This window comes from Streptomyces sp. NPDC088097 (assembly GCF_044741845.1).
In the GTDB taxonomy this organism is placed as follows: domain Bacteria; phylum Actinomycetota; class Actinomycetes; order Streptomycetales; family Streptomycetaceae; genus Streptomyces.
Map to the genome: position 1 here is coordinate 804,857 of NZ_JBIUTJ010000001.1, position 14,156 is coordinate 819,012.

The 14,156-nt window shown below is 71.9% G+C and carries 12 protein-coding genes; 6 read left to right on the forward strand and 6 right to left on the reverse strand.

Annotation, left to right across the window (positions count from 1 at the left end; translation table 11 throughout):
- Positions 1-126: 126 nt before the first annotated feature.
- The gene (locus tag ACIOD1_RS03525; RefSeq protein WP_401899895.1) at positions 127-1,833 is read right to left on the reverse strand and encodes a glycerol-3-phosphate dehydrogenase/oxidase; all 1,707 of its coding nucleotides are present in this window, start codon (positions 1,831-1,833) and stop codon (positions 127-129) included.
- Positions 1,834-2,092: 259 nt separating this feature from the next.
- Here ACIOD1_RS03525 and ACIOD1_RS03530 point away from each other — a divergent pair, with 259 nt between their 5' ends.
- From ACIOD1_RS03530 to ACIOD1_RS03545, 4 genes are all read left to right on the forward strand, one after another.
- Positions 2,093-3,322, forward strand: a complete 1,230-nt coding sequence (locus tag ACIOD1_RS03530) for a nucleotide sugar dehydrogenase (protein WP_365622932.1) — start codon at positions 2,093-2,095, stop codon at positions 3,320-3,322.
- A 175-nt stretch (positions 3,323-3,497) separates the two neighbouring features.
- Positions 3,498-3,965 (forward strand): hypothetical protein, encoded by a 468-nt coding sequence (locus ACIOD1_RS03535; RefSeq protein ID WP_365622934.1) that lies wholly within the window; start codon positions 3,498-3,500, stop codon positions 3,963-3,965.
- 124 nt (positions 3,966-4,089) lie between these two features.
- A complete protein-coding gene (locus ACIOD1_RS03540; protein ID WP_401899898.1) occupies positions 4,090-5,058 on the forward strand; it encodes a hypothetical protein in 969 nt (322 codons plus the stop codon).
- 11 nt (positions 5,059-5,069) lie between these two features.
- The gene (locus ACIOD1_RS03545; RefSeq protein WP_401899904.1) at positions 5,070-6,827 is read left to right on the forward strand and encodes an insulinase family protein; all 1,758 of its coding nucleotides are present in this window, start codon (positions 5,070-5,072) and stop codon (positions 6,825-6,827) included.
- 76 nt (positions 6,828-6,903) lie between these two features.
- Here ACIOD1_RS03545 and ACIOD1_RS03550 read toward each other — a convergent pair whose 3' ends face one another.
- The 4 genes from ACIOD1_RS03550 to ACIOD1_RS03565 form a co-directional block, all read right to left on the reverse strand.
- Entirely contained in the window at positions 6,904-8,028 is a 1,125-nt protein-coding gene (locus ACIOD1_RS03550) for a GuaB3 family IMP dehydrogenase-related protein (protein WP_365622940.1), read from the reverse strand.
- Between the two features lie 163 nt (positions 8,029-8,191).
- Positions 8,192-9,691 (reverse strand): IMP dehydrogenase, encoded by a 1,500-nt coding sequence (gene guaB / locus ACIOD1_RS03555; protein WP_365622942.1) that lies wholly within the window; start codon positions 9,689-9,691, stop codon positions 8,192-8,194.
- Positions 9,692-9,830: 139 nt separating this feature from the next.
- The gene (locus ACIOD1_RS03560; protein ID WP_401899908.1) at positions 9,831-10,460 is read right to left on the reverse strand and encodes a sigma-70 family RNA polymerase sigma factor; all 630 of its coding nucleotides are present in this window, start codon (positions 10,458-10,460) and stop codon (positions 9,831-9,833) included.
- 357 nt (positions 10,461-10,817) lie between these two features.
- Positions 10,818-11,429 carry a response regulator transcription factor gene (locus tag ACIOD1_RS03565; protein WP_003948568.1) on the reverse strand — a complete coding sequence of 204 codons (612 nt, stop codon included), beginning with the start codon at positions 11,427-11,429 and terminating at the stop codon, positions 10,818-10,820.
- 379 nt (positions 11,430-11,808) lie between these two features.
- On the opposite strand from ACIOD1_RS03565, the gene ACIOD1_RS03570 reads away from it, so the two are divergent.
- Positions 11,809-12,135, forward strand: coding sequence for a WhiB family transcriptional regulator (locus tag ACIOD1_RS03570; RefSeq protein ID WP_365622944.1), 327 nt, complete (start codon positions 11,809-11,811; stop codon positions 12,133-12,135).
- Positions 12,136-12,263: 128 nt separating this feature from the next.
- On the opposite strand, the gene ACIOD1_RS03575 is transcribed toward ACIOD1_RS03570, so the two are convergent.
- A complete protein-coding gene (locus tag ACIOD1_RS03575; RefSeq protein WP_365622946.1) occupies positions 12,264-13,163 on the reverse strand; it encodes a LysR family transcriptional regulator in 900 nt (299 codons plus the stop codon).
- A gap of 159 nt (positions 13,164-13,322) precedes the next feature.
- Here ACIOD1_RS03575 and ACIOD1_RS03580 point away from each other — a divergent pair, with 159 nt between their 5' ends.
- Complete coding sequence (locus ACIOD1_RS03580) at positions 13,323-14,096, forward strand: SDR family oxidoreductase (protein ID WP_365622948.1); 774 nt, start codon at positions 13,323-13,325, stop codon at positions 14,094-14,096.
- Positions 14,097-14,156: the final 60 nt, after the last annotated feature.

Here is a 14,156-nt window from a genome sequence, read left to right on the forward strand (position 1 = left end):
TGCCCCGGCTGCCCCGGCAGCCGCCGGGGTGCACGGTAACCCACCCCGGCAGAAACCTCATTGTTGCTCACTCCGCATCGGACGGAAGCCGCGGGTCCGCCGGTTCCCGCACCCCCCTCCTACCCCTTACAGCGGAACGATGTCAGGGGCGCCCAGTCGGGCCGCGTCGGCCGTCTGGTCGTCCGGCTGACGTTGCGACTCCCGCTCCGCCTGCACCCGCTTCTCGTAGTGCTCGACCTCCTTCTCGATCTGCTGCTTGTCCCAGCCCAGTACCGGAGCCATCAACTCCGCGCATTCCCGGGCCGACCTCGTCCCCCGGTCGAAGGTCTCGATCGAGATCCGCGTCCGCCGCGTCAGCACGTCGTCCAGGTGCCGCGCGCCCTCGTGCGAGGCGGCGTAGACGACCTCCGCCCGCAGGTAGTCGTCCGCCCCGGTGAGCGGCTCGCCCAGCGAGGCGTCGGCCGCGATCAGGTCGAGCAGCTCCTCCGCCAGGGACCCGTACCGGTTCAACAGGTGTTCCACCCGCACCACATGGAGCCCGGTGCGAGCGGCGATCCGGGCCCGGCCGTTCCACAGGGCCCGGTACCCCTCCGCCCCCACCAGCGGCACGTCCTCCGTGACGCACTCGGCGACCCGCTGGTCCAGCCCGTGCACCGCCTCGTCGACCGCGTCCTTCGCCATGACCCGGTACGTCGTGTACTTGCCGCCGGCCACCACGACCAGCCCCGGCACCGGGTGCGCCACCGTGTGCTCGCGCGAGAGCTGGCTCGTCGCGTCCGACTCCCCCGCCAGCAAGGGCCGCAGGCCCGCGTACACGCCCTGGACGTCGTCCCGGGTCAGCGGCACCGCCAGCACCGAGTTCACGTGCTCCAGCAGGTAGTCGATGTCCGCGCTCGACGCCGCCGGGTGCGCCTTGTCCAGGTCCCAGTCGGTGTCCGTGGTCCCGACGATCCAGTGCCGGCCCCACGGGATCACGAACAGCACGGACTTCTCCGTGCGCAGGATCAGCCCGGTGGCGGAATGGATCCGGTCCTTGGGTACGACGAGGTGGATGCCCTTGGACGCCCGTACGTGGAACTGGCCGCGTTCGGCGATCAGCGCCTGGGTGTCGTCCGTCCACACCCCCGTCGCGTTGACGACCTGCTTGGCGCGGATCTCGTACTCGCCCCCGCCCTCGACGTCCCGCACCCGGGCGCCCACCACCCGTTCGCCCTCGCGCAGGAAGTCGACCACCCGGGCCCGGTTGGCGCAGTGCGCCCCGTACGCGGCGGCCGTCCGCACCAGCGTGGCGACGTAGCGCGCGTCGTCCATCTGGGCGTCGTAGTACTGCAGGGCCCCCACCAGCGCGTCCTTGCGCAGCGCGGGCGCGATGCGCAGGGCCCTGCGGCGCGAGAGGTGACGGTGCGTGGGGAGCCCGCGTCCGTGGCCGCTGGAAATGGACATGGCGTCGTAGAGCGCCACCCCCGAACCGGCGTAGAGGCGCTCCCAGCCCTTGTGCTGGAGCGGGTACAGGAAGGGCACCGGCTTGACCAGGTGCGGGGCGAGCCGCTCCAGCAGCAGTCCGCGCTCCTTGAGCGCCTCCCGTACGAGGGCGAAGTCGAGCATCTCCAGGTACCGCAGGCCGCCGTGGATGAGCTTGCTCGACCGGCTGGAGGTGCCCGACGCCCAGTCACGGGCCTCCACCAGCCCGGTCGAAAGCCCTCGGGTGACCGCGTCGAGCGCGGTGCCGGCGCCGACCACCCCCGCGCCGACGACCAGTACGTCCAGTTCCCGATCGGCCATCCGGGCGAGCGCCTCGGCGCGCTGTGCCGGTCCCAGTGTCGCTGTCCTCACGGTTGCCTCCCGTTGGTGCGGGCCGTACCCGCACGATGCGGATGATCCCGCTCACATCTCCCGTTTCATGATTCTGAACCGCCGCGCGGACATCAGCCACCGCCTGTGGACAACACAACGGCGACCACGGATCCACAATGCGACATATCTGTCATATATACGCCTAGTCTGACATTGCGCCAGCTCCTGACGGACTTCCCGTCCGCCCAACGGACGCGCACCGCCCCCTCACGTCAGGGAAGGGAAGGGACGGCCACCCATGCCCGCAGATCTCGCCGTCATCGGACTCGGCCACCTCGGCCTCCCCCTCGCCCAGGCGGCCGTCGCCGCCGGAATCGAGACCGTCGGTTACGACAGCGGTCCCACCACGGACAGCACCCTCACGGCCGCCGAGATCCGCCGCATGTCGGCGGCCGGCTTCCGGGTCACCACCAACCCCGCCGAACTCGGCCGGGTCCGTACCGCCGTCATCTGCGCCCCCACCCGGCTCGGCGCCGACCGCGCGCTCGACCTCTCCGCCGTCGGCGAGGCGGGCCGAGCCCTCGCCGCGCGGCTGCGCCCGCACACCACCGTGATCCTCGAATCCGCCGCCCACCCGGGCGTCACCGAGGACTACCTGCGGCCGATCCTGGAGGGCGGCTCCGGGCTGCGCGCCGGCCGGGACTTCCACCTGGCCTACTCCCCCAGCCGGCACGACCCGGGCAACCGCACCCACGGAATCGCCAACACCCCCAAGGTGATCGGCGGCCTCACCCCCGCCTGCACCGAGTCCGCGCACGCCTTCTACGCCCGCCTCACCGAGAAGGTGGTGCGCGCCCGGGGCCTGCGCGAGGCGGAGACCGTCCAGCTGCTCGAAACCAACTACCGGCACGTCAACATCGCCCTGATGAACGAGATGGCGGTGCTCTGCCACGACCTCGGCGTCGACCTGTGGGACGTCATCCGGTGCGCGGAGACCAAGCCGTACGGGTTCCAGGCCTTCCGCCCGGGCCCCGGGGTCGGCGGTCACGGCGTCCCCCTGGACCCCAACTACCTCCCCCACACCACCCGCACCCCGGGCCACCCCCTGCGGATGGTCGGTCTGGCGCAGGAGATCAACGACCGGATGCCGCAGTACGTCATCCAGCGCTCGGCCACGCTCCTGAACGAACACGGCAAGTCCGCCCGCGGCGCCCGCGTCCTGCTGCTCGGGGTCACCTACAAGCCGGACCTCGCCGACCAAGAGGGCTCCCCCGCCCACGAGATCGCCAGCCGGCTCCTCGACCTCGGGGCGCAGATCAGCTACCACGACCCGTACATCGCGGGCTGGCGGGTGCGCGACCAGCCCGTCCCGCGCGCCGACTCGCTCTACGAGGCCGCCGCCAACGCCGATCTGACGATCCTGCTCCAGCACCACCGCACCTACGACCTCCAGGGCTTGGCGGTGAAGGCCCAACTGCTCCTCGACACTCGGGGGGCCAGCCCGGCCGGCGCGGCCCACCGACTCTGACGCCCCCGCAGGTCACGGCCCGGTCGCGGTGCGGTCACGTCACGCACCGGACCGGCCTTCCGACCGGAATCCACCCCCGGGATGTCCTGGCTCCCTGTTAGCCTGCGGCACCACTTATCTCGCACTTATGGCCTACGGCCGCACGTGCGTGCCGATCCCCGGGGGGGATTCCCGAATGAGCCAGAACTTCCAGCCGCCCGCGCCCTCGTCCTACACCCAGGCGCCCGCGCCGGCGCCGGCCTCCGGCAACGTCGCCTTCGGCGTCCTCGCCGCCGTCGTCGCCGGGCTGGTCTCCGCCGCGATCTACGGCGCGATCGTCAAGGCCACCGAGCACGAGATCGGCTACGCGGCCGTCGGTGTCGGCGCCCTGGTCGGCTTCGCCGCGGGCAAGATCGGCGGGCGCAACGCCGTCCTCCCGGTCGTCGCCGTCCTGGTCTCGGTGGCCGCCGTCCTGGCGGGGCAGCTCTTCGGCGTCGCCCTGTCGGGTGCCGAGCAGCTCTCCGAGACCGTGGTCGACGTACTGACCCAGCGGACCTCCGAGGTCGTCGACAACTGGCAGGCCAATGCCGGCCCGATGACCTTCCTCTTCCTCGCCATCGGCGGGTACGCGGCCTTCCAGATCACCCGCAAGACCGCCGACTAGGGCGTCTCCTTCGGACCGCGGGCCGCTCCGGCGGCCCGCGCCAGGGCTCTGATCAGCGAAGACCGCTGCGGAAGTCCCCCGAAATCCCTGTTGACGAACACACGTCCGGTCATATGATCCGCCCGTGTCCGCTCTCACGCCGCCGCTCGGCCGGCCGCTCCTCGAACCCATTGAGCAGTTCCCGGTCTTGGCCGACCTGCGCTCCGCCGTCCTGCGCAACGACCTGGACGCCGTCCTGGGGACGTTCGCCTCGCTCACCGACGAGGACGACCGCGCCCTCGCCTGCCGGACGGTGGCCGAGGCCGCGAACGCCCGGCTCTTCCTCCAGCACGCCATGAAGGGGCGACCGGGCGATCCGCTGCTGCGTGCCGTCTTCGCCGACCACCTGATCATGGCCGGGTGGAACATCCGCACCGGCCAACGCGCCGAGCACGTCTCCCGCGCGCAGTTCGACTCCTTCCACGCCCATCTGCGCGAGGCCGAGGTCCTGCTCATCGACCTCTGCGCCGAGCACCCGGACCACGCCCTCGCCTGGTACCTGCGCGTCATCAACGCCCGCGGACTCGAACTGGGCACCGGCGAAGCCGTCCGCCGCCACGAACGCCTCGCCGAGCACCACCCGCACCACTACTCCGGCCAGATGCAGTTGCTCCAGAAGCTCTGCCCCAAATGGGGCGGCACCTTCGAGGAAGCGCACGAGTTCGCCCGCGCCCGCGCCGAGGCGGCCCCCGAAGGCGGCCCCCACGGCGCGCTGGTCGCCCTCGCGCAGATGGAGCACTACCTGGAGCTGCGCAAGGACGGGGACCGCGCCGCCGCGGAGTCCTACCTGCGCGAGCCCGCCCAACACACCGCGCTCGCCCGGGCCGCCGCCCGCTCCGTCCTGCACCCCGCCGCACGCGCCGACGCCTTCCACGCCGTGGGCGCCCACAACGCCTTCGCCGCCGCCCACAGCGCGGCCGGCCGCCACGCCGAGGCGGCCCCGCACTTCCGGGCCCTCGGCGACCGCGCGAGCAGCTTCCCCTGGGGCTACGTCGACAACGACGCCGAGGCCGCGTTCACCCGCCACCGCAAGACCGCACTGGCCAAGGGCTGAGGAAGACCACCATGACCACCGAAGCGTCCTCCGGGCCCACCACCACCACCGCCCTCACCACCACCACCGGCGGCATCGTCCACACGACCGTCGGCGGCATCCGCACCGTCCTGGCCCCCGGCACCGGCCCCGTCACCGCCGGCCTGCTCTTCCGCGTGGGCCGCGCCGACGAGACCCTCGCCACCAGCGGCATCACCCACCTCGTCGAGCACCTCGCCCTGCACGGGCACGGCCTGAGCGACCTCCACTACAACGGCGCCACCGCCCCGGCCTACACGCACTTCCACGTCACGGGCACCCCCACCGACGTGGTCGAGTACCTCAACGGCGTCTGCGCCGCCCTGCGCGACCTGCCCATGGACCGGCTGGAGACCGAGAAGGAGATCCTGCGCACCGAGGCCGCCGGCCGCGGCCACGGCCCCGGTCACGGCATGAACCTGTGGCGCTACGGCTCGCGGGGCTACGGCCTCACCAGCTACGCCGAGGCCGGCCTGCACCGGCTCACCGCCGCCAACGTGCGCGACTGGGCCCGTACCCGGTTCACCACCGAGAACGCCGTCCTGTGGATGACCAGCGGCACCGTCCCCGAGGGCCTCGACCTCACCCTCCCCGCCGGCCAGTGGCTCCCCTGCCCCGAACCGACCTCCGCGCTCCCCACCACCCCCGCCCACTTCCAGGGCGACGACGGCATGATCGTGCTGACCTCGGTGATCCCCCGCTCCGGCGCCGGCAGCCTCTTCACCGAGGTCCTCGGCAAGGAGCTCTTCCGCACGCTGCGCCAGAAGGGCGGCTACTCCTACACCGCCGCCGCGGAGTACCACCCCCGCGACACCGACTTCGCGACCGTCACCGCGTACGCCGACGCCCTGCCCCGGCAGCAGGACGCCATGGTCGGCGCCTTCGTCGACGTCCTCGCCAAGCTCCGGGCCGGCCGCGTCGAGCAGTCCGAGCTGGACTCCGTACGGGCCGGCGTGCTCGCCCGGTTCGACCGGCCCGAGCCGGCCGTGGCCATGCTCCCGGCCGAGGCCATGGACCTGCTGATGCGTCACGACGGCCTCGGCATCGCCGAGACCCGGGCCGAACTGGAGGCGGTCACCGTCGCCGACCTCCGCGAGGTCGCGCGCGCGGTGTGGGCCGGAGCCCTGGTCCAGGCGCCCGGCCGGGGCCTGGAATGGGCCGGGCTGACCGCGGCCCCCACCCAATCCGCCGACTTCGTCACCGGACGGCGCTACCGCGCGGTCGAGGACGACTCCGTCGCCCTCCTCGTCGCGAGCGACGGCGTCAGCCGCATCGGCCCCGGGCCGGACGACCGGGTCACCATCCGCTTCGCCGACTGCACCCTCATGCACGTCTACCCGGACGGCGGCCGCCATCTGGTCGGCGCCGACGGCTTCAACCTCCTCGTCGAGCCCACCCTCTTCGGGATCACCGCCGCCGAACTGGCCCCCCTGGACGCCGGGGTCCCGCCCGCCGCGGTGGTCCGGATGCCCACCCGCGAGCCGGACCGCATCCCCCGGCCGGGACCGGCGAAGCCGGTCGCGCACCCCGTGAAGCGCAGCGCCTCGGTCACGGCCGGCCTGTGGCTGCTGGGCCTGTTCGGGGGGCTCATGTGCCTGCTCCTCGCCGTCGCGGTCTCCGCCGAGCTGGACCCGGAGCTGAGCCCCGACGGGCCCGAGTGGGCCGGGGTCGTCATCATCGGCATCCTCACCTTGACGGTCGTCACCGGTTGGGCCCTCCTGCTGCGCAAGCGCAGGCGCGGTCTGGCCTGAGACGCGCCGGAGGGCCGGCGCCCCGGAGCGGGGCGCCGGCCCTCCGGCGTACGTGCGGTGTGACCCGGGGACCGGGTCAGCGGCGGTGCTGCGAGTCCGCGATCGTGACCTCGACCCGCTGGAACTCCTTGAGCTCGCTGTAGCCGGTGGTGGCCATCGAGCGGCGCAGGGCTCCGAAGATGTTCATCGAGCCGTCGGACAGGTGCGACGGACCGCTGAGGATCTCCTCGGTGGTGCCGACCGTACCGAGGTCGACCTTCTTGCCGCGCGGCACGTCCTCGTGGACGGCCTCCATGCCCCAGTGCTTGCCCTTGCCGGGCGCGTCCGTGGCACGGGCCAGCGGAGAGCCCATCATCACCGCGTCCGCGCCGCAGGCGACGGCCTTGGGGATGTCGCCGGACCAGCCCACGCCGCCGTCGGCGATGACGTGCACGTAGCGGCCGCCCGACTCGTCCATGTAGTCGCGACGGGCCGCGGCCACGTCCGCGACGGCGGTGGCCATCGGGACCTGGATGCCGAGCACGTTGCGCGTGGTGTGCGCGGCGCCGCCGCCGAAGCCCACCAGGACACCCGCGGCGCCGGTGCGCATCAGGTGCAGGGCCGCGGTGTAGGTGGCGCAGCCGCCCACGATCACCGGGACGTCCAGCTCGTAGATGAACTGCTTCAGGTTCAGCGGTTCGGCGGCGCCGGAGACGTGCTCCGCCGACACGGTGGTGCCGCGGATGACGAAGATGTCCACGCCCGCGTCCACGACGGCCTTGGAGAACTCGGCCGTGCGCTGCGGGGAGAGCGCGGCGGCGGTGACGACACCGGAGTCGCGCACCTCCTTGATGCGCTGCCGGATCAGGTCCGCCTGGATCGGAGCCGCGTAGATCTCCTGGAGACGGCGGGTGGCGGTCTCCTCGTCCAGCTCCGCGATCTCGTCGAGGAGGGGCTGCGGGTCCTCGTAGCGGGTCCACAGGCCTTCGAGGTTCAGCACGCCGAGGCCGCCGAGCTCGCCGATGCGGATCGCGGTCTGCGGGGAGACCACGGAGTCCATGGGGGCGGCCAGGAAGGGGAGCTCGAAGCGGTACGCGTCGATCTGCCAGGCGATCGAGACCTCCTTCGGGTCCCGCGTACGCCGGCTGGGGACGATGGCGATGTCGTCGAAGGCGTACGCCCGGCGGCCGCGCTTGCCGCGCCCGATCTCGATCTCAGTCACGTGTGGTGGCCTTTCCTGTGGGTCTGCCTGTCCAGTATCCCCGAACGCCGGTCACTCGCGTTCCCATGACCGCTGTACGGACGCCGCCGGGTCCGCGAACGGCGCGCGGGCACGCCGAAGGGGGCGGGCCCCGACGGGCCCGCCCCCTTCGTCATCGCTCCGCTCAGCCCTTGCGGCTGTAGTTCGGTGCTTCCACGGTCATCTGGATGTCGTGCGGGTGGCTCTCCTTGAGGCCCGCCGAGGTGATCCGGACGAAGCGGCCGCGGTCCTGCAGCTCGGGGACGGTGCGTCCGCCGACGTAGAACATCGACTGGCGCAGGCCGCCGACGAGCTGGTGCACGACCGCCGAGAGCGGGCCGCGGTAGGGGACCTGGCCCTCGATGCCCTCGGGGATCAGCTTGTCGTCACCGCCGACGCCCTCCTGGAAGTAGCGGTCCTTCGAGAAGGACTTGCGGTCGCCGCGGGTCTGCATCGCGCCGAGCGAGCCCATGCCGCGGTACGACTTGAACTGCTTGCCGTTGATGAAGAGCAGCTCGCCCGGGGACTCCTCGCAGCCCGCGAGCAGCGAGCCGAGCATCACCGTGTCGGCCCCCGCGACCAGGGCCTTCGCGATGTCGCCGGAGTACTGCAGGCCGCCGTCGCCGATGACCGGGACGCCCGCGGCCTTGGCGGCCAGCGCGGCCTCGTAGATGGCGGTGACCTGCGGGACGCCGATGCCGGCGACCACGCGGGTGGTGCAGATCGAGCCGGGGCCGACGCCGACCTTGATGCCGTCACAACCGGCGTCGATGAGCGCCTGGGCTCCGTCACGGGTGGCGATGTTGCCGCCGATGACGTCCACCGAGGAGTTCGACTTGATCTTGGAGACCATGTCGCCGACCAGGCGGGAGTGGCCGTGCGCGGTGTCGACGACGATGAAGTCGGCGCCCGCCTCGATGAGGGCCTGGGCGCGCTCGTAGGCGTCCCCGGCGACACCGACGGCCGCACCGACCAGGAGGCGGCCGTCCTTGTCCTTGGCGGCGTTCGGGTACTTCTCGGCCTTGACGAAGTCCTTGACCGTGATCAGGCCCTTGAGGATGCCCGACTCGTCGACCAGCGGAAGCTTCTCGATCTTGTGGCGGCGCAGCAGCTCCATGGCGTCCACGCCCGAGATGCCGACCTTGCCCGTGACCAGCGGCATCGGCGTCATGACCTCACGCACCTGGCGGCTGCGGTCCGACTCGAAGGCCATGTCGCGGTTGGTGACGATGCCGAGCAGCTTGCCGGCCGGGTCGGTGACCGGGACGCCGGAGATGCGGAACTTCGCGCAGAGCTCGTCGGCCTCGCCCAGCGTCGCGTCCGGGTGCACCGTGATCGGGTCGGTGACCATGCCGGACTCGGAGCGCTTGACCAGGTCGACCTGGTTGGCCTGGTCGGCGATGGAAAGGTTGCGGTGCAGTACGCCGACGCCACCCTGGCGGGCCATCGCGATGGCCATCCGGGCCTCGGTGACCTTGTCCATGGCGGCGGACAGCAGGGGCACGTTGACGCGCACGTTGCGCGAGATCAGGGAGGAGGTGTCGATCGCATCAGGCGACATGTCCGACGCGCCCGGCAGCAGCAGCACGTCGTCGTAGGTCAGTCCGAGCGTGGCGAATTTGTCGGGCACTCCGTCGGCGGTCATGACACCTTCCAAATGGTCTTGCTCAGCGCGGATGTCCATGCTAACGGGATCCCGACGCGTCTCATTCCACGACCAAGGTCAAGCAGAAGTTTTGTCGTTTCCTACGAGGATTGCGCCGGTCGGCGGATCGCGCCGGCTCCTACTGCTCGGCGAGCGCCCGCAGTCGGCTCAACGCCCGGTGCTGCGCGACCCGCACCGCACCCGGGGACATTCCGAGCATCTGGCCGGTCTCCTCGGCGGTCAGCCCGACGGCCACCCGCAGGACGAGCAGCTCGCGCTGGTTCTCCGGCAGGTTGGCCAGGAGCTTCTTGGCCCAGGCCGCGTCACTGCTCAGCAGCGCCCGCTCTTCGGGGCCGAGCGAGTCGTCGGGGCGCTCCGGCATCTCGTCGGAGGGGACGGCGGTGCTCCCGGGGTGGCGCATGGCGGCCCGCTGGAGGTCGGCGACCTTGTGGGCGGCGATCGCGAAGACGAACGCCTCGAAGGGGCGCCCGGTGTCCCGGTAGCGCGGAAGCGCCATCAGCACGGCGACGCAGACCTCCTGCGCCAGGTCCTCGACGAAGTGACGGGCATCACCCGGCAGCCGCGACAGGCGGGTGCGGCAGTAGCGGATGGCGAGGGGGTGCACGAAGGCCAGCAGATCGTGCGTGGCCTGCTCGTCCCCGTCGACCGCGCGGCGAACGAGCGCGCTGACGGCCCCGGCACTGCCGCCCTTGGCGGCGCCGGTGGGGCTTGTGGCCGGGGATGACCCCATGGCCTCGTCGTCGCGCATCAATCCATGGTGCCTTGGCGCCGGAGCATTCGCGGCACCGTGGTCCGTGTTGTGCATCGAAGCGTTATGAGCGGGTGCGCCGGAACTGGTCATCTGCGCCCTCCCCTCCGCTCGGCCCGAATCTGCGTCCCCGAGGAATCGGGAACTCGGCCTCTCCAAGAATGCGGCACACCCCCAAGGATGCGGCATCGCGCCCGAAGCGACACGTCCCCCGGATTGTGCACCGCCAATCCCCGGCCGCGCACCGGTTCCGCGGAGGCGTCCCGTGAACCGCCGGGACGACGCGGCGCCCCGCCCGCCGATGGCGGACGGGACGGCCCGTGAGAGCCGGCGGCCCCGTCGGAACGGGGCTCACGTTCAGCGGACGAGGCCCCAGCGGAAACCGAGCGCCACGGCGTGCGCCCGGTCCGAGGCGCCGAGCTTCTTGAACAGTCGGCGGGCGTGGGTCTTGACCGTGTCCTCGGAGAGGAAGAGCTCGCGCCCGATCTCCGCGTTGGACCGGCCGTGACTCATGCCCTCCAGCACCTGGATCTCGCGCGCGGTGAGCGTGGGCGCGGCGCCCATCTCGGCCGAACGCAGCCGGCGGGGGGCCAGCCTCCAGGTCGGGTCGGCGAGCGCCTGGGTGACCGTGGCCCGCAGTTCGGCGCGCGAGGCGTCCTTGTGCAGATAGCCCCGGGCGCCGGCGGCGACCGCGAGGGCCACGCCGTCCAGGTCCTCGGCGACCGTCAGCATGATGATGCGGGCCCCCGGGTCGGCGGACAGGAGCCGGCGGACCGTCTCGACACCGCCGAGGCCGGGCATCCGGACATCCATCAGAATCAGGTCGGAGCGGTCGGCACCCCAGCGGCGGAGGACTTCCTCGCCGTTGGCAGCCGTCGTCACACGCTCGACGCCGGGCACGGTGGCAACCGCGCGACGGAGCGCCTCTCGGGCAAGCGGGGAGTCGTCGCAGACGAGGACGGATGTCATGACCGCCCTCCGCAGCTGCTGATGCGCGTCACCTTGAGCCTCCAGGCTGGTACGTATCGTCACCTGTGCGGTCGATGCCCTCGGACACCTGTCCGGGAACTTCTTGGTTCAACCGCCTTCGCACTCTCAACGATGGTCACTCGAAAGAGTTACGGGTTCGACGGACACCTTCGGCACTCTACGTGAGGCGACGATCACGATGGCGTAGCCGCGCATCGCGTGTCCTCCATCTGGAGCTATGCCCTATTTGGCGGCTTTTCTTCCGTTTGGCATGTGTCTGAGGCTAGATTCCCAATGAGTCATATTTACATCTACTACGACAGTAGGTGTGGAGACATGGACCGTATCCGCCTCAGTACCGGCACCAAGAGGACTACCAATGGCAGATTTCTCCCGCCTCCCCGGACCGAACGCCGACCTGTGGGACTGGCAGTTGCTGGCCGCCTGCCGCGGGGTCGACAGCTCCCTCTTCTTCCACCCGGAGGGCGAGCGCGGTGCGGCCAGGAGCGCGCGCGAGACCTCGGCTAAAGAGGTCTGCATGAGATGCCCGGTGCGCGCAGAGTGCGCCGCGCACGCCCTCGCCGTCCGCGAGCCCTACGGGGTGTGGGGCGGCCTCACCGAGGACGAACGCGAAGAGCTCATGGGCCGCGCACGGCACCGCCTGATCCCGGCATCCAGCACGATCGGGCCGATCGCGCCGCACTGAAACCGCCCGGAAACGCCCGAAGGAACGTTTCCTCTGAGGAGCCGCCAAGGGAGCCGCCGGGTACCCCGGCGGCTCCGCCCCACCGACCCGCCTCCGTGACGTCGCGCGCCGGCCGTACCGCCGTACGGTCAGCGCGCGGCGGCCCGGACCAGTTCGCCCAGGGTCGCCGCCACCGCCGGCACGCGCGCCAGGTCGGGCAGCGTCAGCGCCACGACCTCGCGCTCGACGGCGGGCTCCACGGCGAGGGTGCTCACGCCCTTGGCCCGTACGGACTCCACCGCCAGCTCCGGCAGCACGGCGACCCCGAGCCCCGCCCCGACCAACCCGACCACGGCCGGGTAGTCGTCGGTGGCGAAGTCGATCCTCGGGGTGAAGCCCGCGTCCTCGCACACCTCCACCAGATGGCGGCGGCAGCGCGGACAGCCCGCGATCCAGGGCTCGTCGGCCAGCTCCGCGATGCCCACCCGTTCGGCTCCGGCCAGCCGGTGCCCCTCGGGCACCAGGCCGACGAGCCGGTCGGTCAGCAGCGGGGTGACCACCAGGTCCTCCCATTCGGCGGCGGCTCCGGACGCGCCCCCGTAGCGGAAGGCCAGTGCCACGTCGCAGTCGCCCTCGCGCAGCATCTCCACCGAGCGCGGCGGCTCGGCCTCGACCAGCGAGATCCGGGTGCCCGGGTGCGCGGCGCGCATCGCGGCGAGGGCGGTGGGCACCAGGGTGGAGCTGCCGCTCGGGAAGGAGACCAGCCGGACCCGGCCGGCTCGCAGGCCCGCGATGGCCGCGACCTCCTCCTCGGCGGCGGTCAGGCCGGCCAGGATCCCGGCCGCGTGCCGCACGAGGGCCTCGCCCGCCTGGGTCAGGCGCATCTCGCGGCCCGCGCGGATGAGCAGCGGGGTGCCCGCCGACTGCTCCAGCGCCTTCATCTGCTGGGAGACGGCGGGCTGGGTGCAGCCCAGTTCGCGGGCTGCGGCGGAAAAGGACCCGGTCCCGGCGACAGCGCGCAGGACCCGGAGATGACGTGCCTCGATCACCCTTCGAGCATAAGCCCGGCTTTGACCACGAGGCCAATATCCAGCCACCCCTTTGAGTCGGGCGGTGCGTGTGGTGACACCGTGGAACCGGAGGCTCACGGGATCGAACGGAGCCGACCGACAGGCGCGGCGCTCGGCGCGGACGGCTAGGTTGCGCCTATGACGACTGCGTTGATCACAGGATCCACGGCGGGCATCGGCGCCGCCTTCGCCCGCCGGTTGGCCGCCCAGGGCCACAACCTCGTACTGGTCGCCCGCGACACCAAGCGGCTCGCCGAGCAGGCCACCGAGCTGCACGACCGGCACGGCATCGAGGCGGAGGTGCTGGCCGCCGACCTGTCCACGGAGGAGGGCATCACGTCGGTCGAGGCCAGGCTGGCGGACCGTACGCACCCGGTGGACCTGCTGGTCAACAACGCGGGCTTCGGCAACAAGGGCCGCTACCTCGAAGTGTCCATGGCCGACGAGTTGACCATGATCAAGGTGCACGTCGAGGCGGTGCTGCGGCTGACCTCGGCGGCGACCGCGTCCATGCGCGAGCGCGGGCGGGGCGGGGTCATCAACGTGGCCTCGGTGGCCGCCTTCCTGCCGCGCGGCACCTACGGCGCGAGCAAGGCCTGGGTGGTGCAGTTCACCCAGGGCGCGGCGAAGGACCTGGCCGGCTCCGGCGTGCGGCTGATGGCCCTGTGCCCCGGGTTCGTACGGACGGAGTTCCACGAGCGGGCCGGCATGGGCACGGACAACATCCCGGGCTGGATGTGGCTGGACGCCGACAAGCTCGTCGCCGCGGCACTGGCCGACCTGGCGCGCGGCCGGACCGTCTCGATCCCGGACCCGCGGTACAAGGCCCTGATGAGCGTGGTGAAGCTGACCCCGCGCGGCCTCCTGGGCGGGGTGTCCTCGCGTACCGGCCGCAAGTACGGCCCCCAGTAAACCCGCCGAACGGGTGAAATCTCCCTAAACTGGACGTGTCCTATCCAGCGCGGGAGGCGA